25 protein-coding genes and 1 tRNA gene are annotated in these 21,820 nt (G+C 67.9%); 10 read left to right on the forward strand and 16 right to left on the reverse strand.

Annotated features, from left to right (window positions below):
* Positions 1-172: 172 nt before the first annotated feature.
* The 3 genes from CNO20_RS24165 to CNO20_RS18985 form a co-directional block, all read right to left on the reverse strand.
* Positions 173-301, reverse strand: coding sequence for a hypothetical protein (locus tag CNO20_RS24165; RefSeq protein ID WP_269844160.1), 129 nt, complete (start codon positions 299-301; stop codon positions 173-175).
* Positions 302-532: 231 nt separating this feature from the next.
* Complete coding sequence (locus tag CNO20_RS18980; RefSeq protein ID WP_101297774.1) at positions 533-1,129, reverse strand: DJ-1/PfpI family protein; 597 nt, start codon at positions 1,127-1,129, stop codon at positions 533-535.
* Between the two features lie 86 nt (positions 1,130-1,215).
* Positions 1,216-2,010 (reverse strand): HAD-IIA family hydrolase, encoded by a 795-nt coding sequence (locus tag CNO20_RS18985; RefSeq protein ID WP_101297775.1) that lies wholly within the window; start codon positions 2,008-2,010, stop codon positions 1,216-1,218.
* Between the two features lie 307 nt (positions 2,011-2,317).
* Between CNO20_RS18985 and CNO20_RS18990 the strand changes: the two genes are divergently transcribed.
* Genes CNO20_RS18990 through CNO20_RS19000 form a run of 3 tightly spaced genes read left to right on the forward strand, consistent with a single transcriptional unit; the run spans position 2,318 to position 4,862 of the window.
* The gene (locus CNO20_RS18990; protein ID WP_101297776.1) at positions 2,318-3,349 is read left to right on the forward strand and encodes a zinc-dependent alcohol dehydrogenase; all 1,032 of its coding nucleotides are present in this window, start codon (positions 2,318-2,320) and stop codon (positions 3,347-3,349) included.
* A 7-nt stretch (positions 3,350-3,356) separates the two neighbouring features.
* A complete protein-coding gene (locus CNO20_RS18995; protein ID WP_101297777.1) occupies positions 3,357-3,734 on the forward strand; it encodes a 6-pyruvoyl trahydropterin synthase family protein in 378 nt (125 codons plus the stop codon).
* The gene (locus CNO20_RS19000; RefSeq protein ID WP_101297778.1) at positions 3,735-4,862 is read left to right on the forward strand and encodes a glycosyltransferase family 4 protein; all 1,128 of its coding nucleotides are present in this window, start codon (positions 3,735-3,737) and stop codon (positions 4,860-4,862) included. It abuts the gene before it with no gap.
* On the opposite strand, the gene CNO20_RS19005 is transcribed toward CNO20_RS19000, so the two are convergent.
* Entirely contained in the window at positions 4,815-5,633 is an 819-nt protein-coding gene (locus CNO20_RS19005; RefSeq protein ID WP_101297779.1) for an aldo/keto reductase, read from the reverse strand. The two genes, CNO20_RS19000 and CNO20_RS19005, sit on opposite strands and share 48 nt — an antisense overlap.
* 561 nt (positions 5,634-6,194) lie before the next feature.
* Here CNO20_RS19005 and CNO20_RS24170 point away from each other — a divergent pair.
* The gene (locus CNO20_RS24170) at positions 6,195-6,323 is read left to right on the forward strand and encodes a hypothetical protein (protein ID WP_269844161.1); all 129 of its coding nucleotides are present in this window, start codon (positions 6,195-6,197) and stop codon (positions 6,321-6,323) included.
* 15 nt (positions 6,324-6,338) lie between these two features.
* Here CNO20_RS24170 and CNO20_RS19010 read toward each other — a convergent pair whose 3' ends face one another.
* Positions 6,339-6,518 carry a hypothetical protein gene (locus CNO20_RS19010; RefSeq protein ID WP_101297780.1) on the reverse strand — a complete coding sequence of 60 codons (180 nt, stop codon included), beginning with the start codon at positions 6,516-6,518 and terminating at the stop codon, positions 6,339-6,341.
* Positions 6,519-6,655: 137 nt separating this feature from the next.
* On the opposite strand from CNO20_RS19010, the gene CNO20_RS19015 reads away from it, so the two are divergent.
* Positions 6,656-6,913, forward strand: coding sequence for a hypothetical protein (locus tag CNO20_RS19015; protein WP_101297781.1), 258 nt, complete (start codon positions 6,656-6,658; stop codon positions 6,911-6,913).
* Between the two features lie 13 nt (positions 6,914-6,926).
* Here CNO20_RS19015 and CNO20_RS19020 read toward each other — a convergent pair whose 3' ends face one another.
* The 4 genes from CNO20_RS19020 to CNO20_RS19035 form a co-directional block, all read right to left on the reverse strand.
* Positions 6,927-7,895, reverse strand: a complete 969-nt coding sequence (locus tag CNO20_RS19020) for an alpha-ketoacid dehydrogenase subunit beta (RefSeq protein ID WP_101297782.1) — start codon at positions 7,893-7,895, stop codon at positions 6,927-6,929.
* Complete coding sequence (pdhA, locus tag CNO20_RS19025; protein WP_101297783.1) at positions 7,885-8,961, reverse strand: pyruvate dehydrogenase (acetyl-transferring) E1 component subunit alpha; 1,077 nt, start codon at positions 8,959-8,961, stop codon at positions 7,885-7,887. Before pdhA ends, CNO20_RS19020 begins: the two co-directional genes overlap by 11 nt.
* Before the next feature lie 126 nt (positions 8,962-9,087).
* Positions 9,088-9,963, reverse strand: a complete 876-nt coding sequence (locus tag CNO20_RS19030) for a DUF726 domain-containing protein (RefSeq protein ID WP_101297784.1) — start codon at positions 9,961-9,963, stop codon at positions 9,088-9,090.
* A gap of 187 nt (positions 9,964-10,150) precedes the next feature.
* Complete coding sequence (locus CNO20_RS19035; RefSeq protein ID WP_101297785.1) at positions 10,151-10,495, reverse strand: hypothetical protein; 345 nt, start codon at positions 10,493-10,495, stop codon at positions 10,151-10,153.
* Positions 10,496-11,481: 986 nt separating this feature from the next.
* Between CNO20_RS19035 and CNO20_RS19040 the strand changes: the two genes are divergently transcribed.
* Positions 11,482-11,655, forward strand: coding sequence for a DUF5786 family protein (locus CNO20_RS19040; RefSeq protein ID WP_332889013.1), 174 nt, complete (start codon positions 11,482-11,484; stop codon positions 11,653-11,655).
* Between the two features lie 251 nt (positions 11,656-11,906).
* The gene (locus tag CNO20_RS19045; protein ID WP_101297787.1) at positions 11,907-13,631 is read left to right on the forward strand and encodes a hypothetical protein; all 1,725 of its coding nucleotides are present in this window, start codon (positions 11,907-11,909) and stop codon (positions 13,629-13,631) included.
* A 614-nt stretch (positions 13,632-14,245) separates the two neighbouring features.
* On the opposite strand, the gene CNO20_RS19050 is transcribed toward CNO20_RS19045, so the two are convergent.
* From CNO20_RS19050 to CNO20_RS23515, 5 genes are all read right to left on the reverse strand, one after another.
* Positions 14,246-14,506 carry a hypothetical protein gene (locus CNO20_RS19050; protein ID WP_101297788.1) on the reverse strand — a complete coding sequence of 87 codons (261 nt, stop codon included), beginning with the start codon at positions 14,504-14,506 and terminating at the stop codon, positions 14,246-14,248.
* Positions 14,507-14,737: 231 nt separating this feature from the next.
* Positions 14,738-14,912 (reverse strand) — tRNA-Trp (locus CNO20_RS23115).
* A 40-nt stretch (positions 14,913-14,952) separates the two neighbouring features.
* Positions 14,953-15,174, reverse strand: coding sequence for a DUF5795 family protein (locus CNO20_RS19055; RefSeq protein ID WP_101297789.1), 222 nt, complete (start codon positions 15,172-15,174; stop codon positions 14,953-14,955).
* A 110-nt stretch (positions 15,175-15,284) separates the two neighbouring features.
* Positions 15,285-16,280, reverse strand: a complete 996-nt coding sequence (locus CNO20_RS19060; RefSeq protein ID WP_101297790.1) for a DUF5794 domain-containing protein — start codon at positions 16,278-16,280, stop codon at positions 15,285-15,287.
* Positions 16,281-16,286: 6 nt separating this feature from the next.
* Positions 16,287-16,463 carry a DUF8099 family protein gene (locus tag CNO20_RS23515; protein WP_199174928.1) on the reverse strand — a complete coding sequence of 59 codons (177 nt, stop codon included), beginning with the start codon at positions 16,461-16,463 and terminating at the stop codon, positions 16,287-16,289.
* 318 nt (positions 16,464-16,781) lie between these two features.
* Between CNO20_RS23515 and guaB the strand changes: the two genes are divergently transcribed.
* The 3 genes from guaB to CNO20_RS19075 all read left to right on the forward strand — a co-directional run bounded on the left by guaB (position 16,782) and on the right by CNO20_RS19075 (position 20,266).
* Complete coding sequence (guaB, locus tag CNO20_RS19065; protein ID WP_101297791.1) at positions 16,782-18,278, forward strand: IMP dehydrogenase; 1,497 nt, start codon at positions 16,782-16,784, stop codon at positions 18,276-18,278.
* A 214-nt stretch (positions 18,279-18,492) separates the two neighbouring features.
* Positions 18,493-19,596, forward strand: a complete 1,104-nt coding sequence (locus CNO20_RS19070) for a TrmB family transcriptional regulator (protein WP_101297792.1) — start codon at positions 18,493-18,495, stop codon at positions 19,594-19,596.
* A 70-nt stretch (positions 19,597-19,666) separates the two neighbouring features.
* Complete coding sequence (locus CNO20_RS19075; RefSeq protein ID WP_101297793.1) at positions 19,667-20,266, forward strand: HalX domain-containing protein; 600 nt, start codon at positions 19,667-19,669, stop codon at positions 20,264-20,266.
* A 53-nt stretch (positions 20,267-20,319) separates the two neighbouring features.
* On the opposite strand, the gene CNO20_RS19080 is transcribed toward CNO20_RS19075, so the two are convergent.
* The gene (locus tag CNO20_RS19080; protein ID WP_101297794.1) at positions 20,320-20,769 is read right to left on the reverse strand and encodes a DUF7970 domain-containing protein; all 450 of its coding nucleotides are present in this window, start codon (positions 20,767-20,769) and stop codon (positions 20,320-20,322) included.
* The gene (locus CNO20_RS19085; protein ID WP_101297795.1) at positions 20,766-21,623 is read right to left on the reverse strand and encodes a ParA family protein; all 858 of its coding nucleotides are present in this window, start codon (positions 21,621-21,623) and stop codon (positions 20,766-20,768) included. The genes CNO20_RS19080 and CNO20_RS19085 overlap by 4 nt, the downstream gene beginning before the upstream one ends.
* Positions 21,624-21,820 lie beyond the last annotated feature (197 nt).

Genomic DNA, 21,820 nt, shown 5'->3' on the forward strand with positions numbered 1-21,820 from the left:
GGCGCGACGCGTTCCGAGCGCTGACACGGACGCGATCCGAGCGTTGACACGGACGCAATCCGACGCGACGCGTTCCCGCCGATCGCGTCCGCTCCGACGTCCCGTCTTTTCGTTCCCGCGAGCCGAGCGGAGAGCGACGGCAGAAATCGGCAGGCCGTTCGAGGGGACTCGCCTACCGGCGATAGCTCCGGAAGCTCATGGCCTGACCGTCGACGATGACGACCTCGCGCTCTTCGACGTCGTACGTCGGGGGCTCTTCCACCTCGTCGCGGAAGACGTATGGCGTGTCAATCGCTTCCATACCACACAGTACGGCGTCCGCAACATAAACGTACCGTCAGACAAATGCCAGCGGCTCTGAAAATCCGCGGCGGGGGTGACGGTCGCCGGTCGTCGGACTCGCGCCTCCGCGAAACCTCCGCGAGGCCTCCGCCGACCCGACCGCCGCCGACGGTCCGTCGCGCACCCGATCGTCCACGCGTCCGCTCAGTCACCGGTTGCGCGTCCGTTCGATCGTCCGTTGCGCGCCCGCTCAGTCGTCCGCGGTCGCCTCCGCCGCCCCGTGTTCGACGGAGGTTCCGAGCACGTCGAGGAACGCCGAGAGCCACTCGGGGTGGTCCGGCCACGCCTGGCCCGTAACCAGGTTCCCGTCGACGGCGACCTCGTTTCGCCACTCGCCGCCGGCGGCCGTCACCTCCGATTCGAGCGCGGGGTAGGCCGTACAGCGCTTCCCGTCGATCACGTCGGCGGCCGCGAGGATCTGCGCGCCGTGGCAGAGCGCCGCGATGGGCTTTTCGGCCTCGGCGAACTCGCGGGTGATTTCGAGCACCCGGTCGTACGTCCGCAGGTACTCGGGCGCGCGGCCGCCCGGGATCACGAGTCCGTCGTACTCGTCTGCGTCCACCTCGTCGAACGTCGCGTTCAGCTCGAAGTTGTGACCGGGCTTTTCCGTGTACGTCTGATCGCCCTCGAAGTCGTGGACGGCAGTCTTCACCGCGTCTCCCGCCCCCTTTTCGGGGCAGACCGCGTCGACCTCGTGGCCGACCATCCGCAGCGCCTGAAACGGGACCATCACCTCGTAGTCCTCCACGAAGTCGCCGACGAGCATGAGGAGTTTCTTGCCTGGCATGGCACTGCGCGTGTTCGCCGCGCGAAACGATAACGGTTGTCCACGTCGCGCTACGGCGGGTCGGGGCCGGTCTGCCTCCGCGGCGCTCACCCCTCGATGACGCGCCCTATCTCCGCCACCGAGTCGAGCACGTGGTCCGGCTGGATCTCCGAGCGCGCGCTCGCGCGCTCGTCCGTGACGCCGGTGCGGACGAGGACCGTCGTCATCCCGGCGCGCTCCCCGAGCGCGATGTCGGTGTCGAGGCGGTCGCCGACGACGAGACACTCCTCCGGCGGGACGCCGAGGCGGTCGAGCACCATCCGCCTGGCCGTCGCCGAGGGCTTCCCGAGCACGCGGTCCGGGGTCCTCCCGACGACGCCCGAGACGGCGTGGATGATCGCGCCGGAGCCGGGGATCAGCCCGTCGGCCGTCGGGATCGTCACGTCCGGATCGGTTCCGATGAACGCCACCCCGTCGTCGGAGAGGACGGAGAGCGCCTCGGTCAACCGCTCGTAGTCGAAGCGACGGTCGACGGAGACGACCGCGACGTCCACCGCCTCGACGTCGGTCGGTTCGCCGACGACGGTCACTCCCGCGTCGAGGAACTGCTCGCGGAGGCCGGGATCGCCCACGAGGTACACCGTCGCGTCCGGGTGGTTCTCCCGCAGGTAGGCGGTCGTCACCGTGCCGGACGTCACCACCTCCTCGGCCGTCACCGAGAACCCGGCTCGGCCGAGGCGGTCGACGTAGGCGGCGGGCGGCTTCGTCGGGTTGTTCGAGACGAACAGCCGCCGGATGCCCGCGGCGGACAGCGCCGCCAGCCCCTCGGCGGCGCCGGGTATCGGCTCGTCGCTCCTGACGACGGTCCCGTCCACGTCGAGCACAGCGCCGCGGTAGCTCATCGGCGACCGTAGGCGGCCGTCGCTGTTGAAACCCGCGGTTCGGGCCGACGCCGATCCCCGCTCGTCGCGGGGTAGTCGGCTGATAACGCCGCCGTACGGCGGGTAGGAACCAAAGAACGATGTGCGTCCCCTCCGTCCGGTACCGGTGTGACGAACGCGCACCCCACCCAGGTCCGGATCGACACCGACGGTCCGCGGCGTCCCGCGGTCGTCGGACGCCGAGGGGCCCGACGTGACCGTCCGCGAACCGTCGCGCCCGGGGCGGACGCGGCGCGGCGGACGCCGACTCCGGGGGACGGGTAGCGCCATGCGCGCACGTTCGTTGTACTTCACCGGACGGGGGGAAGTCGAGGTCCGCGAGCGGACGCTCTCCGGACCGGGACCCGACGAGGTTCTCGTCGAGACGGAGGCGTCGGCCGTCAGCTCCGGCACCGAACTGCTCCTGTATCACGGCGACGCCCCGAGCGATCTCCCGGCCGACGAGTCCATCCCGGCGCTCTCCGGGACGTTCGAGTACCCCTTCCGGTACGGGTACGCGGCCGTCGGAACCGTCGCCGAGACGGGCGAGGACGTGTCCGACGACTGGCTCGGCGAGACCGTCTTCTGCTTTCACCCGCACGAGAGCCGCTTCGTCGCCCGCCCGGAGCGGCTCGAACGGATACCCGACGGCTGTTCGCCCGCGACGGCGGCGCTCCTCCCGACAGTCGAGACCGCGCTCAACTTCGTGATGGACGGCCGACCGGCGGTCGGCGAGCGCGTCGCCGTCTTCGGGCAGGGGGCGGTCGGCCTGGTGACGACGGCCGTCCTCTCGTCGTTCCCGCTGGACCGGCTCGTGACGGTCGACACGGTGCCCGAGAGGCGAACCCGCTCGCGCTCGTTCGGCGCCGACGCGAGCCTGGCACCGGACGAGGCGCGGGCGCGCCTGGACCCCGGACCGGAGGCGGATCCCGACGCGCCTCGGGGTGCCGATCTGACCTTCGAACTCACCGGCGATCCGGCCGCGCTCGAAGACGCCGTCGGGGTCACGGGGTACGACGGCACGGTCGTCATCGGGTCGTGGTACGGCGACAAGCGCGCCGAGGTCGACCTCGGCGGGCGCTTCCACCGCAGCCGCATCCAGCTCAAGAGCAGCCAGGTCAGCACGATCGATCCGGACCTCCGCGGGCGGTGGACGACCGACCGCCGGCTCGATCTGGCGTGGGAGTGGCTGCGGCGGCTCGACGCGGATCGGTTGATCACCCACCGCCTGCCGCTCGACGAGGCGGCGTCGGCGTACCGGCTGCTCGATTCGCGGCCCGCGGAGACCGTGCAAATCATCTTTACTTACGGCGCGCGATAGCGCAGGCATGTACTCCGTCACCGTGCGACGGTCGTTCATCGCACAGCACTACCTGACGGTTCCGAACCCGGGGCCGGAGGGCGACCTCCACTCGCACCGCTTCACGGCCGAGGTCGGCTTCGAGGGGCCGGAGCTGAACGAGTACGGCTACCTCGTCGACATCGACGACGTGGAGGCGGCGATGTCGGCGGTCATCGACCGGTACCGGGACGCGACGCTGAACGACGAGCCGGCGTTCGACGGGTTGAACCCGAGCGTCGAGCACTTCGCGCGGATCGTCTGCGAGGAGGTCGTCGCGGAGGCGGAGCCGACGAACCCCGATCGGGCCGCGGTCACGATGTGGGAGGACGAGAGCGCGCGAGCGTCGTACGAGACGGACCTCTGAATGCGCGTCGGGTTGCTCGTCTACGGGGACCTCGACGAACGATCCGGCGGGTTCCTCTACGATCGGAAGGTCGCGGACCACCTCGAATCGGCGGGCGAGACCGTTCGGGTGTTCTCCCTCCCCGAGCGGGGGTACGTCCGATCGCTCGGGCACAACGCCTCGCGGTCGCTCCGCGGCCGCCTCCGGCGGGCGGACCTCGACGTCCTCCTCCAGGACGAACTCTGTCACCCCTCTCTGGCCTGGTTCAACCGACGGCTCGACCTCGACGCGCCCGTCGTGGCCGTCGTCCACCACCTCCGCTCGGCCGAGCGGCGGGCCGACTGGCGAAACGAGGTGTACCGGCGGATCGAGCGCCGGTACCTGGAGAGCGTCGACGCGTTCGTCCACAACAGTCGGACGACCCGCGAGGCGGTCGCCGAACTCGCCGACCCCGATCCGTCGGTCGTCGCGTACCCCGCGGGCGATCGGTTCGCCGCCATCTCCGACGAGGTCGGCGAGGCGCTCGATCCGGACCGGATCCGAGAGCGGGCGCACCAGGGGCCCCTCGGGGTCGTCTTCGTGGGCAACGTGACGCGGCGGAAGGGCGTCCACACGCTCGTCGAGGGGCTGGAACGGACGCGGGCCGACTGGCGGCTGACCGTCGTCGGCGACCTCGGGGTCGACCGGGAGTACGTCGCCGAGGTCTGGCGGCAGATCGGCGAACTGGGCGTCGGCGACCGGATCACGCTCACCGGTCGCCTCCCCGACGAGGCGCTCTCGGAGCTCCTCGCCGACAGCCACCTGCTCGCGATGCCCTCCTCCTACGAGGGGTTCGGCATCGCGTACGTCGAGGCGATGGGCTTCGGCCTCCCGGTCCTCGCGTCCACCGCCGGCGGCGCGCGCGAACTCGTCTCCCACCGGGAGAACGGCGTGCTCGTCGACCCGGCCGACCCGAGCGAGATCACGGACGCCGTCGCCCCGCTCTGCCGCAACCGCGATCGGCTGGCCGAGATGGGCCTCGCCGCGCGGGAGACGTTTCTCGCCCACCCGACGTGGGCGGAGACGGGCGAACGCGTCCGGAAGTTCCTCGCGGGACTGGTCTCAGAGGCCGAGCCGCCCGCGCGCGAAGCCCACGGCTGTCCGCAGTAGCGACGGGCGCTCGACCGCCCGCATCTCCGCGCCGGTCAGCCCGAAGTCGAACACGTCGAGGTTCTCCGCGAGGTGTCGCCGCCCCGTCGCCTTCGGGATGGCGACGACGGCCTCGTGCTGGATCGCCCACCTGAGCGCGACCTGCGCCGGCGTCTTGCCGTACCGCTCGCCGACGCGGCCGAGGACGTCGTCCGAGAGCACGCCGCCGTGCGCCAGCGGGCTGTAGGCGGTGAGGACGAGGCCGCGCCGCTGACAGTACGACAGCAGGTCCAGCTTCGGCCTGTAGGGGTGAAACTGCACCTGGTCGGTGAGCAACGGGGCGTCGCTGATCCGGCGGGCCTCCCGCAGGCGGTCGAGCCCGAAGTTGCTCACGCCGACGTGTCTCACGCGGCCCCCATCGACGAGATCGTTCATCGCGCCGAGCGTCTCGGCGAGCCGAACGCGGGGGTTCGGCCAGTGCACGAGCAGGAGGTCGACGTAGTCGGTGCCGAGTCTCCTGAGGCTCTCCTCCGTGCTCCGCCGGACGCCGTCGGCTCGCACGTTCCCCGGCGCGAGTTTGGTCGTCAGGAAGAGCTCCTCGCGGTCGACCGCCGAGCGGGCGATCGCCCGCCCGACGCGGCGCTCGTTGCCGTAGAGCTGTGCGGTGTCGACGTGGCGGTACCCGAGATCGAGCGCCGTCGCGACCGCGCGCTCGCAGGCGGCGCCCGAAAGCCGCCACGTCCCGAGACCGATCTTCGGGAGCCTCGCGCCCCGGCGGTCGACGTACTCCATACCGACGCCTGGGGCGGAGCGACAATGAGTCCAGCGGGCGACCGACGGGACGGCGAAGCGGAGGCTCGACGGAAGGGAGACAACCGACGGAACGGCCGGCCGCGGGGGCGAACGCAACGCCGGCAGTCGCCCTGATCACCAAAATAACCGATGAATTAGCGGAAAATATTTAGCTCAAGGGTGACAATCAATAGTGGGGGAGGAAAACGGAGTCACCGCTCGGCTATCGTTCCCGCGTGCCGTACTGTCAACCGTTCTCCCCCGTTCTCACCGGGGCGCGAAGCGTCACCGACGGCGCATAATTTCATCCGATATCGGAAGTATTTTTATGCGGACTCGACGAGTCGGATACGGAAGGGGGTACTCGTCGTTCCGGGCGACCGCCGCGCGAGCCGCGGTTCCCGCCGCCTCTCTGTCATCCTTCCCCCTTCTCTCTTCGAAACTGATCGCGAGCGCCGTCGTCCACCGCGGCGCTCGCACCTCTCCCGCATCGGCCTCACCCCGACCCCGACTCGACCGTCCACCTCCCGTTTTTTAGCAGTTCACGCCGTAGAGAACGTCATGGCCGAGTTCGAGTGCCCGATCTGCGGACGCGAGTGTACGAACAGGAACCACCTGCGCGACCACCTCCACGAACGCCACCGAAAGAGCGAGATCATCGACGAGTACCTCGGCGCCGTCTCCGGATGAGGCGGCCGTCGGCGATCACTCCGAGATCGTGCCGCTCCGTTCTTCTTTCTCCTCGAAGTACGCGTGCACCGCCTTCGCCAGCTCTCGCTTGCTGTGTTCCTTCATGAGGTGAGAACGGAGGTCGCCGCCCTCGTCCACCTCCTCGAGCGCTTCGTTGCAGACGGGACACTCCACCGGAAGTCGTTGACCCCTCATCGACAGTCACCGACGGCGCGTAGGGGTCGCCCACGGAAATACCTGTTTCCGGTCGGTTCGCTCGACCGCGGCGGTTCGGCTCTCCGGCGGATCTCTCGCGAAAAGGTATCACGATCGAAGCCGTGCAGTAACAGACGATGGCATCGCCGAACGACGAACCGAACGGGGGTCCCCCGTCGGGATGGACGGAAGAGGAATCGGACGACGACCTGCGGTCGTGGCTCGGCCCGGAAGACCGAGTCATCTGCAGGGCGGAGGGGGACGGGTGGGTCGCGTACACGCAGCCGCGCGACGAACTCGGGGCGGCCCACCAGGTCGATCTGACCGACGGCCCCGTCGCGCGCGAGGAGGCCGTGGAGACGGCTCGGGGGTACATGGAACGAAACGGCGAGTAGTTCCGACCGCCGCTCAGAACTCCAGCGCCCGCTCGATGCCGGCCCTGATGCGGTCGTCGTCGGGTTCGTACGCGCTCTCCCTCGCGAAGAGGGGGTACGGCACGTCGTACCCGGTGACCCGCTGAACCGGCGCTTCGAGGTACAGCAGGGCGCGGTCGTTGATGCGGGCGGTGATCTCCGCGGCCATGCCGGCGGTCCGCGGGGCCTCGTGGACGACGACGCAGCGGCCGGTCTTCCTGACGGAGTCGAGGATCGCGTCCGTGTCCAGCGGCGCGATCGTCCTGGGGTCGATCACCTCCACGCTCGCGTCCACGTCGTCGACGAGGCCGAGCACCCGGTGGCGCATCGCGCCCCAGGCGACGACGGTGACGTCCTCGCCCTCGCGGACGACGTCGGCCTCGCCGAGGGGGACGACGTGGTCCTCCTCCGGGACGGGTTCGCGAATCGAACGGTAGAGGCGAGTCGGTTCGAGGAAGATCACCGGGTCGGGGTCGCGGATCGAAGCCGTCAGGAGCCCCTTCGTGTCGGCGGGCGTCGAGGGGACGACGACCTTGAGCCCCGGAACGTGGGCGTACCCGGCCTCGAAGCTCTCGGAGTGGTGTTCGAGCGCCCGGATGCCGCCCCCGAACGGCGCGCGGATCGTCATCTGGCAGTGGAACTCCCCGCGCGTCCGACTCCGCAGTCGGGCGACGTGCTGCTGGATCTGGTGGAACGCCTGGTAGGTGAACCCCGCGAACTCGATCTCGGGTACGGGCTTCAGCCCGTAGGCCGCGAGGCCGACGCCGAGGCCGATGATCCCCGCTTCGGCGACCGGCGAGTCGTAGACGCGGTTCGGATACTCGTCGATGAGCCCCTGCGTCGCCCGGAAGACGCCGCCGTTTCTGCCGACGTCCTGGCCGTAGACGACGATCGAGTCGTCGCGGGCCATCTCGTCGCGGAGCGTCCCCCGGACGGCCTCGATCGTTCGGAGCCTATTCGCCATCGCTCTCACCCCCGAAGTCGGCGCGCTGCCGTTCGAGCTCCGGCGGTGCGGTGGCGTACACGTACTCGAACATGTCCGCCGGGTCGATCCGCTGTGCCCCCTCCTTCGCGCGCTCGATCTCCTCCGCCAGTTCGTCCTCGATCGACGCCTCGATCTCCGCGATCCGCTCGTCGGAGAGCGCGCCGCGGTCCCGAAGGTACGCCTCGAACCGCTCGATCGGGTCGCGCGCTTCCCACTCCGCCTCCTCCTCCTCCAGTCGGTAGACGGACGGATCGTCCGCGGTCGTGTGCAGCGACCGCCGGTAGGTGAGCGCCTCGACGAGCACCGGGTCGCCCCCGCGGGCGCTTTCGAGCGCGTCCCGCGTCACCGCGTACGTCCCGAGCACGTCGTTGCCGTCGACCTGCACCCCCTCGATGCCGGCCGAGATCGCCTTCTGAGCCAGCGTCTCCGCCTTCGTCTGTTTCTCGCGCGGCACCGAGATCGCGTACTGGTTGTTCTGACAGAAAAAGACCGCGTGGGAGCTGTACACCCCGGCGAGGTTGAGCGCCTCGTAGACGTCGCCCTCGGACGTCGCGCCGTCGCCGAAGTAGCCGATCGTCGCGGCGTCCTCGTCGCGGATCTCCTGTGCCCACCCCAGGCCGGCGGCGTGCAGCGCCTGGGAACCGACGGGGACGGAGGGGGGCATGTTGCGCGTCTCCCGCGGCACGGCCGCCCCTTCCTCCATCCCCATCGCGTACCACAGCAGCACGTGCGGCGGCGTGCCGCGCGTCAGGTAGGCGGGGGTCTCCCGGAACGACGTGACCATCCAGTCCGACTCGGACAGCGCCCCCGCGCTGCCGACTTGCGCGGCCTCCTGACCGATGGCCGGCGCGTACGTCCCGAGCTCCCCGCGCCGCTGCAGCGCGATGGCGCGCTCGTCGAGCCGCCGGGACAGCTTCATCGTCCGGTACAGTCCGAGCAGGCGGTCCTCGGGGAGGTCGGGGTCGAGCTCCTCGTCGACAGACCCGTCCGGGGCCAGCACCTGCACGCGATCTATCGCGAAGTCGACAGCCGTTTCGCGGGGCATGGCGGTGAGAACGGTCAGCAGACACTTATCTGGCGGGTCGAAGGCGACGCTGGCGGGCCCCCGGAGCGCGGGCTCCGACGGGGGAATCCGCGTGGCCGAAAAACGAGGAACGGCGATTGCGGCCGATCAGAAGTCGTCGACGACCTGCGGGATGCACCCGTCGGACGGCTCGTAGTAGGAGTTGTGATCGGGCACGATCGCCGTCACGTCCTCCTCCTGGTAGTTGTACGGAGGCGTCGTCCCGTCCTGGATGCCCTCTTCCCCGACGGCCGTGTCGAACTCGGCCGTCGAGTACGCCCAGTCGAGCACGGCGTCGTCGGTCTTGTAGTAGTTCGAGAAGCTGTACGCGGCGTACTCGATGTCAGACCCGTAGGCGTACTCCTTTGCGACCTCCTGGTCGTCGACGGCGCCGCCGAGCAGCGAAACGGACAACACCGCGTTGCTCCGGCCCCAGGCGCTCAGGGACGCGAGCGCCTCGCACGTCACGCGCGCGCCGAGCGAGTGGGCGATGATCCTGACCGGATCTCCACCGTTGTCGTTGTGGGTGGCGATCCAGTTGGCGAGCTTCGGTCCGTTCTTCCGGGCGATCTCCTTGCCGGTTCCCCAGCCGCCGTTGTCCGAGTCCCAGCTGTACCCGACGTTGAACTGATCGACGCCGCTGTTCTCCAGCGCTAGTTCGCAGGTGTACGCCGAGTCGATGTCGGCGTCGGTCGAGTCGTCCAGGTTCCACCCGTGGACGAAGATGATCACCTCGCCGTGGTACGACTCCGTGTACTTCGCCCAGTTGCCCTCGCCGTAGTAGTTGTACGCGGTGTTTCCGGCGGTGAGGTCGCCGTCGTCGTCGAAGTGTCCGCGCGTCGAGATCAGGGGGTAGTCGGCGGGGGCCTGGTAGTCCCCATCGCTTCCGCCCGCGGCGGCTCGTCCGGCGAGTGCGCCGGCGCCGAGGGTGCCTACCGCGGCGATACTCGTCCGCTTCAGGAAGGTGCGTCGTGAGCGTGTCATAGGCCCGATTCGGACGTCACGCTCGGCTACGATATAATTTCTTAAACTTTAATAAATATTTTAGTGATTTTATCTATAATACTATAGTCAACAACGGAGGAAACCCTACTGATCACCACCGTCACGGCGGTTCCGGGCAAAAAATGACTGGCGTCAGCGTCGTTCGATCGCTCGCGATACCCCGCGTTCAGGCGTCGGCTTCCTGGGTCTGTTCGGCGTAGTTACCGGCGGCCGCGTAGCCTTCCTGGTTGTTGTAGTTGACCTGCTCGCTGCTCTGGCTGACCGACTGGTCACCGTCGTTGAAGATGCCGACCGCGGCGCCGAACTGCGCGTTGTAGTTAGCCTGGGCGACGTCCTGATCCTGGTCGACGGTAGCCTCGGCGTTCTGATAGTTCTCCTGGTTCTGGTCGATCTCGGTCGTGTCGCCCTCCTCGTAGTCGAAGCTGAACGCGGCGGCCGAACCCGCCATCCCAGCCGTGAAAACGGTACCGACGACCACGAGAGCCATCAGGATGCGAAGTGCCTTCTTCATAGTTGATCTCCGAGCAGAAACGCACGCGCGGGGGCCAGGGTCGATCGCTTCTCCCTCGGGCTAACCCCGCACGAGCGTTCACTGCTCGGTCGATGGTGTAGATGGAGTTCGTATTCAACCCATACTACTGTTATAGCAAGTATACCGGACATTATCCCGACCAACCCCGATATATTATGAATATACTGACAATTTGTGCCGTATACTGGTCGCGCCGTCTGAGGCGGAATCGAGGGCCTTGCGGAGCAGGCGGTACGTACGGCGGATAGATCTGGCCTACCCGTGGACGGCGGACCCGCCCCGAACAACCGAAACGAGGTCGACCGCGTCCTCGTTCAGCCCTCCGGCGGGCCGACCGCCAAAACAGTTGGGGACCGTGACTATGCCGATCCGCGACCGCTATCGGAACGACCAGGGGAAGACGGCTCGGACGAAAGCCCTGGTCACGCGCTGCGAGCTTTGACACACCACGCCGTCGGGACCGCGACCCCCGCGTCCCACCCTTCCTTCCGCGCGGATCCAAATCTCCCGAATCTCCCGTGTCGCCGTTCGCCGCCCGCGTCCGCCGTACCCGGTTTCGGAGACCGGCAGTGAACGAACGACCGGAAGGGAGACGAGCGGTGAAACCCCGGAGATCACCGGCGGCCGGGAAACGTCCGAAGGCGGTCATCCGGGAACCGACGACAGCGAAGACGCCGACGACGCCGACGACTCGGAGCAGAAGGACGACGCGGGCTCCGAAGGACCGGCGGAGGGCGACGAGGACGACGGGACGGCGGAAGCGGACGCCGCGGCCGCCGAGGACGAGACGGCCCCCTCGGGCGCTTCCGACGAGGACTGCTGAGTTCGCTTCGAATCACCTTCCCGACCGCACCGCACGAGCGGGGGAGTTTGGCCTTTCCGACCCCGCTGATCGCTCGGTTTCGGCCGATGGCCATTTATCCGTTCGACACCAATGATCATGATAGAGGTGTCTCACATTGTCGATGGGAACGTTTGACGAGGAGGAGTACGAACGCCGCGAAAAGAAGATTAGCTCCGTCAACACCGATTCGGACGACGATCGGCGGACGAAATTCGAGGGGCGCGTCGAGTACACCGGCGCCGACTCGGTCGACGAACTCCTCACCAGACTGAAAGAACTGAAAGAAGCGCGGTGACGCTTTTCGAAAACGCCGGGTCCGACACAGACCCAGATAACGTCGCATAGCTGGGGCTTCGTTTCCGCACAGACCTTCTGGAATCTCGCGGGCTGCCGTCCGTGATGACCCCCCGGGGAACGGAGATTGTATCTGCTTCGTAAATATCGTACTTAGATAAGTACCTCTTCTATGCACATTACCGAAATTTTATTTGTCTAATAAATTTTAGCTCACACAAAGGATTTACCGGGCTGAGAGAACGTCGGGGTATGGAACTCGACCGTGCCGGAACGACGAAGCGTCGAACCGTGCTCAGGCTCCTCGGCGGGGCTGGAATACTCGGAGGGTGCGGGGCGCTGGCTTCGGTTCCCGCGACCGCCGGCGCCGGCTCTCCTCCCTCCGCGCCGTCCGTCGAGTGGACGGTTCGATTCGAAGACGATCCCCGAGCGTACGAACTGAACGAGCTCTCGGAGCGGTCGCAGGCGATCGTTCCGACGGAGGACGGCGGGTACCTCCTGGCGACCGACGGAAAGCAGATCTCGGAGACGGGACCGAGCGAGGACACCTACGCGGTGCTCGTCAAAGCGAGTTCGGACGGGGAACGAGAGCGGGTTCGCTTCGTCGAGGGGACGAGCATGAACCCGTCGGTCGAGGGCGTCGTTCGCGCCCACGACGGCGGCTACCTCCTCGTTGGGAGCGCCCGAGACTTCAGCACCGACGCGAACAGGGAGGACGTCGAGAGGGAGGGCGAAGACCAGGTCGGTGAGAGAGCGACCGTCCCCGAGACGGCGCAGGCGCTGAAAGTCGATGCCGAGGGGAATCTCCAGTGGGAGAAGCTGGTCGTCGAACCGCAGATACGGCGCGACGACTCGCGGCACGAGCACGAACTCGTCTCGACAGCTTCGTTCGAGACCGCGATTCGCACCGACGACGGGGGCTATCTCCTCGGCGGGGCGAAAGGGGTTCAGGGCTGGCTGCTCAAACTGGCCGGCGACGGGACTACCGAATGGGAGCGGCTCTACGAATCGCTCCCGGCGGACGACGGAGTGTCGGGGAGGCCGATCCGGTCGGTGATTCGCACGCGCGACGGCGGCTACGCGTTCGTCTACGTCGATACCGTGGTCAAAGTCGACAGTGAGGGAACGGTCCTGTGGGAGCGCGAACTCGACGACGTCAGGGCCTTGAGCCAGATCCTCGAAACGCCGAGCGGTGAGCTGGCCGTCGTCGCCCAGGACAACCCGGTCCGCAGTGACGGAAAGACGCGAACCCATTTCACGCTGGTGAAACTCGCCCCGGACGGCACGATCGTGGGCATCGCCAAACACAACGGGCCGTACAAGGGTATCGATCGCGCCTACTCGGCGGTTCTCACCCCCGACGGCGGCTACCTGCTGGCCGGAGAGATGATGGAGGCGTACACGGGAGCGAAACGCCTGGCGTTTCTCAAACTCGATGCGGACGGCAAGAAAGACTGGCAACTCCTCGTTCCCGAGACAGACGGGCACGACTCCGGTTCGGCGCTGATTCGGACGGCCGACGGCGGAGTAGCGGCGACGCTGTCGTATCCGGGAATCGTCAAGCTCGAACCCCTTCCGAGCGGTTCCGAGGAGGACCCGACCGGGGAAAGCGGGAAAGCCGACGGAAACGAGGAGGGCGAGCGGGGCGAGGAGAACGAAACGAACGAGCAAAGCGCGGCGAACGAGGAAAGCGAGGCGAAAGACGGGGGCGAGGCGGGCGAGGAGACGTCAGCCGACGCGCCGACGGAAACGGACTCGCCAACGGAGACGCCGGAGGGAACGTCCACGCCGACGATGACAGCGACCGACACGACGCCCGAACCGACGGGCGCAGCTTCCGAGGGGACCTCACCGAGCGACGAAACGACTTCCGAGGACGGTCCCGGTTTCGGACTTTTCGCCGGCTTGAGCGGTCTCGCCGGAACCGGCGGCTACTATCTCCTCCGCCGCCGCTCCGCGCGCGAGAAGGAAGAGTAGCAAGAGTAGCCGAAACCGCGTCGGTGCGCGCTCCGCTGGCCGGTGGAAGTTCGGAGCGCGATCAAAAGGGGAGGTGGTGTGTCAAAGTGTGAACGTCCCTCAGGAGCCCCTGAGCGCGCTCATTTTCACGATATACGTGGTCATATTAAAATCCCTCGGAACGATATTTCTAACCCACCTCCAAGTTAGCGGAGTCGCGTCGGGCGGGCCGCTCCGGAACGTGGTCGGCCCCCGCGCGGAGTGAATGCCGCGGCAACGCGACGACCCCGCGTGATCGTCCTTCCGGTGTGCAAGCGATGCTTCAGAGGTACCGGGCGTAGCTACAGTTCGTACACCAGAGGACCCCGTTCTCGCGGAGAAGTATCCCGTCGGCACAGTGAACACACCTCCCCGCCGGTCGGTTTCCTCCGGAAGCGTGCAACTGCCGTTCCACGAACCGAAGTCGCGCTTCTAGCGCTTTGATTCGCGCGTCGTCGGAGCCGCGGGTCGCGCTGAACCGTTCGATCGCTTTCGCTAGCGCCCCGGATTCAGTCGATGAACCGTTGTTTGTCGTCATAGTCGTCTCGCTCCTTCGCTGTAAACGAACTATCCGGAGAGATGCCTCGAGACCTGATCTACCGTGTCCTTGCGCGGGCAAGCGTCGCACGCGCCATCGTCCGTTCGCCGAAAGCTCGACAGAGCACTCGCGGGGCGCCGAGGGCGTCGGCGGTCACGTAGCCGGGGGGAGTCTGTCGATCGGGAATCGCGTACTCCGCGGCCCCGGGACCGATAGCCTCGGCCGCTCTCTCGTCCACGAGGTGGATGTGGACGTCGAAGTGGGGCAGCCCGTAGATCGCTTCGGGCGGGTGCCCCGTCGGGTTCCAGTCCGGCCACACGAACGTGCTCTTCGGTCCGGAGAGATTTGAACCGCGAGGACATCGCTTCGCCCGTCCTCTGGGTTCGAATCCTCCGCGTCACATCTGTGCGCCTCACGGAGTTGTTCGGCGCAGAAGTGATGGGGTCGGAGGGATTTGAACCGCGGTCGCAGCGAAGCTGCTCCCTGATTCAAATCCCCCCGCCGTACAGCACACAGTCGGAACTCGCTTGCCGAGTTCCGACAGAAGTGATGGGGTCGGAGGGATTTGAACCCCCGATCGACTGATATCTCCGGTCCGCCTCGGTACTCCAGAGGGTCGTCAACGCGACCGATGATCAGTCGGTCGCTCAGTATATCAGTCTGGAGTTCGTCACCGGGCGTTTGCCTCTGGAGTCAGTCGCCATCCCTGGCTTGGCCACGACCCCGCACCACCTCGTAAGACCAAACGCCCTAAAGGGATTTCGATTATCTGTCGGTCTCCGCCCAGTCGCAGTCCTGGCACTTGTAGCCGACGACGAACTCTGTGACGCTGGGCATGTACCCGACCTGGAGGACGCTGCCGCCGCACTGCGGACACTCGCGGTCCGCGTCCTCGATGGCGTCGGCCTCCATCGGCCGCTCGCCCTCGATCAGTTCGGCGAGCCGTTCGGGCGTCACCATCCGCCCCTGGACGACGCGATTTTCCATACCGGACGAACTCGTCGGAGCCACCTAAGCCCTCCGTCCGCGTCGTCGACGCGGACGGGCGGAATGCGAGGGGCGAACCCGAGCCCGAAAACCGACTCAGCCGTCGCGGCTCACAGCCACGGCGCGCGCGACTCGTCCTCGCCGGGGTACCCGTACTCGGGCTCCGACTCGGGGGCGTCGTCCGCGCCGTCGGCGTTCGGGGCCGGCCGCGCGGCGGAGCCGTTGCGACCGCCGGCTTCGTCGGCCCCTTCGTCCTCGCCGTCGCCGCCGTCGGTCAGCGCCGCGGCGTCCGGGGGCGAAGCGTCGGAGGATGAACCGCCCGAGGGCGAGGCGGCACCGACGCCGTCGACGTCGGTCGCCGGGGCGTCGGCGTCGCTCCCGCTCGGGTCGAACGCGAACACCGCGGTGACGCACAGCACGCCGAGGGCGACGGGGGCTTGCGTCGGCATCAGCCCGAGCACCGACAGCGCGAGCATGCCGAGCGCGACCGAACTGCCGAAGCGGAACAGGTCGATGTCGACCGCGCCGCGCAGGCGCGGGCCGAACAGGGCGACCAGCAGCGCGAAGCCGACGCCGACTCCCGCCGCGGCCGCGGCCTTCGCGACGAGCACCGGATCGGGGTTGACGATCAACTCTGCCCCTGCCGGTTCCAGGCTGGCGATCAGGCCGAGGCCGATGATGACGCCCGGCCGGGGGAGGTACTCGCCGACCTGCGCGCTCGCCGTCTTCGCCGCGACGGCGAGGATGACGATGCCCGCGAACCGCTCGAAGATCTCCATGGTCAGGAGGCTCTCGATCGTCGGCGCGAGCGCCGCCTCGACGGCCGCGACGGGGATCAGAACCGCCCCGAGCAGGAGGACCGACGCGGCCTGCTCGCGGGGCGTCCCGTCCATCTCCGCGAGGATGACCGCGACGGTGGCGGACCCGCCGAAGATGAGCAGCCCCGTCTCGACGATGCCGAAGGGGAAGGTCAGCGCGCCGGCGAGGACGAGCGCCGGGAAGATGCCGTCCACCAGCGGCAGGGCCATGACGGTCGCGAGCAGGCGCGTCGCGCCGCCGACCTGCCGCTCCAGGCGAAGTGCGACCGGATGCTGTGAGACGCTCATTCCACGCTAGCGGCCGTCACCGTCGGCCAAACGGCGATGTGAGTGCAAGCCCGACGAATCACCGTGTCGGAATCCGAAATTGAACTCCGGTTTGATGAATTTCCACATCGCTGTAAAGAGCGCGCCGAGGCCGAGCGTCGTCTGACCGGCGGTGCACGGTGCGATGGGACTTTCGGAGTCCATGTTTCATTACATTCCCACCTGACTATTAAACGTTGCGTGGGATGTGCCCGCACGCAGCACCAAATTCCACGGTATCAATATGAATGTATCCTACGTTTCATAGGAAATTCGCCGGTCTATCAAGATATCCTTCGGAGACGGCCTGTGCACGGGGCGAATATTGCCGCGCTCTGATCGAACGTCATAACTCGTCCGGAGTCGCCATTTTTCGCCGTGGGATACCCACTATCGTGTACAGGTCCGGGCGTCAGCGTGCGGAACACGCGCAAGGACGTGCGATCTCGCAACGTTTTTGTCCGGGGCCTGTAGATGATTTATATGGCGAACGACGTTCCCGATCGAGAACCCTTCTCCGAGAAGCTCCGCATCCCGGAAGCGCTCACGTTCGACGACGTGCTGCTCCGCCCGATGGAGAGCCGCGTCGAACCGGACGACGCCGACGTCTCCACCCGCGTGTCCACGAACGTCGAGCTGAACCTCCCCGTCCTCTCCGCGGCGATGGACACCGTGACCGAGAGCGACATGGCGATCGGGATGGCCCGCCAGGGGGGGCTGGGCGTCCTTCACCGGAACATGACCGTCGAGGAGATGACCGAGGAGATCGAACGCGTCAAGCGCGCCGACGAACTCGTCATCCAGCGCGACGACGTGGTCACGGCGAGCCCCGAGCAGACCGTCCGGGCGGTCGACGAGATGATGGAGCGCGAGGGCGTCTCCGGCGCGCCGGTCGTCGCCGAGGACGACACCGTGCTCGGAATCATCTCGGGGACCGACATCCGACCGTACCTGGAGGTCGGCGAGCGCGACGAGGTCCGCGAGGCCATGACGGACAAGGTCATCACCGCGGGCCAGGACGTCACGGCCCGCCGGGCGCTCGAACTCATGTACGAGCACAAGATCGAGCGCGTCCCGATCGTCGACGAGGAGGATCGGCTCGTCGGGCTCGTGACGATGCAGGGCATCCTCCAGCGCCGCGAGCACGAGGACGCCGCCCGCGACGAGGCCGGCCGCCTGCGGGTCGGCGTCGCCGTCGGCCCCTTCGAGGACGACCGCGCGACCGCCGCGGACGAGGCCGGGGCGGACGTGCTGTTCATCGACTGCGCGCACGCGCACAACCGGAACGTCATCGACAGCGCGCGAGAGATCACGGAGCTCGTGGAGGCCGACGTGGTCGTCGGCAACGTCGGCACGCGCGAGGCGGCCGAGGCGGTGGTCGACTTCGCCGACGGCGTCAAGGTCGGCATCGGCCCCGGCTCCATCTGCACGACGCGGGTCGTCACCGGCGCGGGCATGCCGCAGATCACCGCCGTCGCGGAGGTGGCTGACGTGGCGAGTAGCCGCGACGTCCCCGTCATCGCCGACGGCGGCATCCGCTACTCCGGCGACGCGATCAAGGCGATCGCGGCGGGCGCGGACGCCGTCATGCTCGGCTCGTACTTCGCCGGCACCGACGAGGCCCCGGGCCGCGTCATCACGATGAACGGCAAGAAATACAAGCAGTACCGCGGGATGGGCAGCGTCGGCGCGATGCGGTCCGGCGGCGGCGACCGCTACCTCAAGGACGCGGACGACGACGAGGAGTTCGTCCCGGAGGGCGTCGAGGCCGCGACGCCGTACAAGGGGACGCTCGCCTCCGAACTCCACCAGCTCGTCGGCGGCATGAAGTCCGGCATGGGCTACGTCGGCGCCGAGACGATCCCCGCGTTCAAGGAGCGCGCGCGGTTCGTCCGCGTCTCGGCCGCCGGCCAGACCGAGGGGCACCCGCACGACGTGATGATCACGGACGAGGCGCCGAACTACAGCCCGCAGGGCTGAAGCGGGACCTCGAACCGGCGTCGAACCGGGGCTGAATCGGAACCGAGCCGGAGGCGAACCGAAGCGCGTTCGGATCGAGCGGCGGGCGTCGTCGCCGTCCGCCTCGCTTCTCCGAATCGACCGGGGCGGACGTGCTGTTCTACGAACGTCCGATGGGGCCATCGCTGCCTGAGAGAGGGGTTTTAATTGGGGCGGAGTGGTTCCATCGATCGTGATGGATTCCGCGGAGCTTCGCAGCGCCCTCGAAGACGCCGGCTTGTCGCCGTACCAGGCCGACGCGTACGCCGCGCTCCTCCGGCTGGGATCGGCGAGCGCGACCGAACTGGCGGAGGCCTGTTCCGTGCCGACGGCGCGGATCTACGACGTGCTCCGCACGCTCGAGGGGCGGGGGTACATCGAGACGTTCGAACAGGAGAGCCTGCACGCGCGAGCGAGGGACCCGGAGGACGTCCTCGCGGACCTCCGCGGGCGCGCGCAGACGCTCGCCGATGCCGCGGACGAGATCGAACACCGGTGGGAACAGCCGGACGTCGGGGGGCACAAGGTGAGCATCGTGAAGCGGTTCGAAACCGTCTTCGAGCGGGCCGCGTCGACCATCCGGGACGCGGAGTACGAAGTTCAGCTCTCCGCGACGCCGGAGCAGTTCGTCGACCTCCGACCGGCGCTCCGCTCCGCGTACGAAAACGGGGCGATCGTCAACCTCTCGATCCACACCGATCCGGCGGCGTCGCGGAGCGACCTCCCCAACGAGGGGACGCTCGACGGCGTCGCGACGGAGGCGCGGCACCGACGCCTCCCGGCCCCGTTCCTCGCGCTGGTCGACCGGACCGAGACGTGCTTCGCCCCGCACGCCCGGTCGCTGAACCAGTACGGGGTGCTCGTCGACGAGTACACCCTGACGTACGTGTTCCACTGGTACTTCCAGACGTGCCTGTGGGAGGTCTGGGAACCGACCTACGACGCCCGGTCCGCGGATCCGCCGCTGGAGTACGCGGACATCCGCCGGTGCGTCCGCGACGTCAAGCCGCTCCTCGACGCGGGCGCGGCGGTGTCCGTTCGAATCGACGGGTTCGAGGCCGAGACCGGCCGCCGCGTCGAACTGGAGGGGGTCGTTTCGGACGTCGTCTACGCCGGAGCGAACTCGTCGAGCGGCGAGCCGGCGCTGTCGCAGCTGGCGGGTCAGGTGTCGATCGTCGTCGACGCCGACGACGGCCGATACACCGTCGGGGGCTGGGGGGCCGTGCTGGAGGACGTCGAAGCGACCCGGATCACGATCGGCGCCGTCGACGAAAGCCGGGGCCGCGTCGTCGAGGGATAAGGGGTATTTTGATATAGTCTTACAGTTCATTGAGGGGTAGGCGCGTTCACGCCGCATCGCCCATCCGAAAATGACTGACGAATCTCCGCTCGTGCTCGTGGTCGAGGACGAGCCCGATCTCGCCGACCTGTACGCCGCGTGGCTCGCCGACGGGTATCGGGTTCGGACCGCGTACGGCGGCTGCGAAGCGCTCGACGCGCTCGACGAGGAGGTTGCCGTCGTGCTGCTCGACAGGCGAATGCCCGACCTGTCCGGCGACGAGGTCCTCACCGCCGTCCGGGATCGCGGCATCGACTGCCGCGTGGCGATGGTGACCGCCGTCGAACCCGACTTCGACGTCCTGGAGATGGGGTTCGACGACTACCTGGTCAAACCGGTGACGAAGGAGGCGCTGCGCGAAACCGTTTCGAACCTCCACCTCCGGAGCGCGTACGACGCGGGCGTCCAGGAGCTGTTCTCGCTCGCCTCGAAGAGGGCGCTGCTCGAATCCGAAAAGGGCGAGACGGAGCTGCGCGACAGCGAGGAGTACGCCGACCTCGACGAGCGCATCCGCGCGCTCCGGTCCGACCTGGACGACGCGCTCCGGACGATCGACGACCACGACGCGTTCGTCGGCATCTGCCGGGATCTCGAACGCGGCGGATCCGCGAACGACTTCGCCGACTACTGAGCGGCGGGCGGACGAGGCGACGAGCTCCGTAACGGAGGGACGACCGGCCGGATCTACCGCCGGCCGTATCCCCACTCTTCCATCACGTCGACGACGTCGTCGACGTTCCGGAGCCCGGCCCGGACGACCGCCTCGCGGACGTCGAGCGACATCACGTCGTCGCCGTCGAACCGCCCCTGGAGCTCCCGTTCGAGGTCGTCCACGTCGTCCGCGGTGGACTCGCGGACGTACACCGGCAGCGCGTCGCGGTCGGCCTTCACCGTCCGGCGGGCGAAGATGAACGGCAGCTCTCCGAGCCCGTCCGACGGGCGCTCGCCGCCGTCGGAACCGTCGGAGTCGGTCGGCTCGTCCCGATCCCGCCCGCTCGGCGCGCCGCGTCCGCTCCCGTCTCGATTTCCCCGTCTGTCCTGGTCACCGCGGCACTCCCGCCCGTTGTTCCGGACGGGGTCGGTCGCCTCGCCGTAGGTGTCGCCAGCCGGGCCGTAGCGGTCCTCTTTGCTCACGCCGCCACCTCCGTCTCGGCGTCGGACTCGGCGGCCGCCTCGACGGTGCCGCGTTCGACGACGCGCGCGACCGCGTCGAACTGGTCGAGGAGGTCCTCCTCGTACGGCCGGAGGTCGCGCGTCTCGTCGGAGTCGGCGAACTCGAAGACGCTCACGTGGTTGCGCCACGCCTCCTTCAGCACGTCGCGCTTCCGGATGCCGAACGGCGTCACCGGCTTGCCCTCCCCTTCGAGTTCCGATCTGACCTCGGCGTAGATGTTCGAGTCGCCCACCTCGTTCGGGACGACCGCCAGGATGCCGAGCGTGAACGACTCGTCGAACGCCCGGAACCCGCGCTCCATGCTGTCGAGCGTGTCCTCCAGCCCGGCGATCGAGACGCTCCCCTTCCGGGTGAGTTCGATGGGGATGATCACGTCGCGCGCCGCGACGAGTGCGTTGTCGACGAGGACGTTGAGCGTCGCCGGCGGGTCGATCAGGAAGTAGTCGTACTCGGAGGCGAGCGGCGTCAGCGCGGACCGGAGGCGGAACTCCCTGAGGTTCGTCCCCCGCGCGGCCATCTCGCTTTCGATGTTCGCCAGCCCCTCGTGGGAGGGAACGAGGTCGAAGTCGCCGGCGTCGACGACGAGGTCGCGGACGTCGCCGCCCTCGTCGAGCAGCGCGTCGCCGAGGTGCCGTCGGTCACCCCGCTTCAGATCCCCGAACCCGACGTGGTCGGTGAGGCTACCCAGCTGCGGATCGAGGTCGACGACGAGCACGTCCGCGCCGCGCCGCCCGAGTGCGGCGCCCGCGTTCGTCGCGAGCGTCGTCTTCCCGACCCCGCCCGATTCGCTCCAGAGCGTCACGGCACGCTTCATGTTCGGGGTGTATCGCCGTACCGCACATAAAGTTCCGTCAGACGGACCCTCCGGAGATCCTGACTGGACAGCCGTACGAACATCCGTCCAGTAGACTTTACAGGCTGTTGTACAGAAACCTATCCAGATATATTTCTATATGTCTTCCCAGATATATTCCCAGACACGTGTATAGATAACCAGAAGACGCGGGACGA

Origin of the sequence: Halegenticoccus soli (assembly GCF_002844195.1) — an archaeon.
GTDB classification, from domain to species: Archaea; Halobacteriota; Halobacteria; order Halobacteriales; family Haloferacaceae; genus Halegenticoccus; species Halegenticoccus soli.

Excerpts from the sequence above, each read along its gene's own strand:
- CNO20_RS19085 (WP_101297795.1), bottom strand. The coding sequence starts at position 21,623 with ATGAAGCGTGCCGTGACGCTCTGGAGCGAATCGGGCGGGGTCGGGAAG.
- CNO20_RS18985 (WP_101297775.1), bottom strand. The coding sequence starts at position 2,010 with ATGAGCTACCGCGGCGCTGTGCTCGACGTGGACGGGACCGTCGTCAGG.
- CNO20_RS18980 (WP_101297774.1), bottom strand. The coding sequence starts at position 1,129 with ATGCCAGGCAAGAAACTCCTCATGCTCGTCGGCGACTTCGTGGAGGAC.
- CNO20_RS19070 (WP_101297792.1), top strand. The coding sequence starts at position 18,493 with ATGGATTCCGCGGAGCTTCGCAGCGCCCTCGAAGACGCCGGCTTGTCG.
- CNO20_RS19010 (WP_101297780.1), bottom strand. The coding sequence starts at position 6,518 with ATGAGGGGTCAACGACTTCCGGTGGAGTGTCCCGTCTGCAACGAAGCG.
- CNO20_RS24165 (WP_269844160.1), bottom strand. The coding sequence starts at position 301 with ATGGAAGCGATTGACACGCCATACGTCTTCCGCGACGAGGTGGAAGAG.
- CNO20_RS19035 (WP_101297785.1), bottom strand. The coding sequence starts at position 10,495 with ATGAAGAAGGCACTTCGCATCCTGATGGCTCTCGTGGTCGTCGGTACC.
- CNO20_RS23515 (WP_199174928.1), bottom strand. The coding sequence starts at position 16,463 with ATGGACTCCGAAAGTCCCATCGCACCGTGCACCGCCGGTCAGACGACG.
- CNO20_RS19015 (WP_101297781.1), top strand. The coding sequence starts at position 6,656 with ATGGCATCGCCGAACGACGAACCGAACGGGGGTCCCCCGTCGGGATGG.
- guaB (WP_101297791.1), top strand. The coding sequence starts at position 16,782 with ATGGCGAACGACGTTCCCGATCGAGAACCCTTCTCCGAGAAGCTCCGC.
- CNO20_RS19030 (WP_101297784.1), bottom strand. The coding sequence starts at position 9,963 with ATGACACGCTCACGACGCACCTTCCTGAAGCGGACGAGTATCGCCGCG.
- CNO20_RS19060 (WP_101297790.1), bottom strand. The coding sequence starts at position 16,280 with ATGAGCGTCTCACAGCATCCGGTCGCACTTCGCCTGGAGCGGCAGGTC.
- CNO20_RS19005 (WP_101297779.1), bottom strand. The coding sequence starts at position 5,633 with ATGGAGTACGTCGACCGCCGGGGCGCGAGGCTCCCGAAGATCGGTCTC.
- CNO20_RS19055 (WP_101297789.1), bottom strand. The coding sequence starts at position 15,174 with ATGGAAAATCGCGTCGTCCAGGGGCGGATGGTGACGCCCGAACGGCTC.
- CNO20_RS19040 (WP_332889013.1), top strand. The coding sequence starts at position 11,482 with ATGGGAACGTTTGACGAGGAGGAGTACGAACGCCGCGAAAAGAAGATT.
- pdhA (WP_101297783.1), bottom strand. The coding sequence starts at position 8,961 with ATGCCCCGCGAAACGGCTGTCGACTTCGCGATAGATCGCGTGCAGGTG.
- CNO20_RS18990 (WP_101297776.1), top strand. The coding sequence starts at position 2,318 with ATGCGCGCACGTTCGTTGTACTTCACCGGACGGGGGGAAGTCGAGGTC.
- CNO20_RS19045 (WP_101297787.1), top strand. The coding sequence starts at position 11,907 with ATGGAACTCGACCGTGCCGGAACGACGAAGCGTCGAACCGTGCTCAGG.
- CNO20_RS19000 (WP_101297778.1), top strand. The coding sequence starts at position 3,735 with ATGCGCGTCGGGTTGCTCGTCTACGGGGACCTCGACGAACGATCCGGC.
- CNO20_RS24170 (WP_269844161.1), top strand. The coding sequence starts at position 6,195 with ATGGCCGAGTTCGAGTGCCCGATCTGCGGACGCGAGTGTACGAACAGG.
- CNO20_RS18995 (WP_101297777.1), top strand. The coding sequence starts at position 3,357 with ATGTACTCCGTCACCGTGCGACGGTCGTTCATCGCACAGCACTACCTG.
- CNO20_RS19020 (WP_101297782.1), bottom strand. The coding sequence starts at position 7,895 with ATGGCGAATAGGCTCCGAACGATCGAGGCCGTCCGGGGGACGCTCCGC.
- CNO20_RS19075 (WP_101297793.1), top strand. The coding sequence starts at position 19,667 with ATGACTGACGAATCTCCGCTCGTGCTCGTGGTCGAGGACGAGCCCGAT.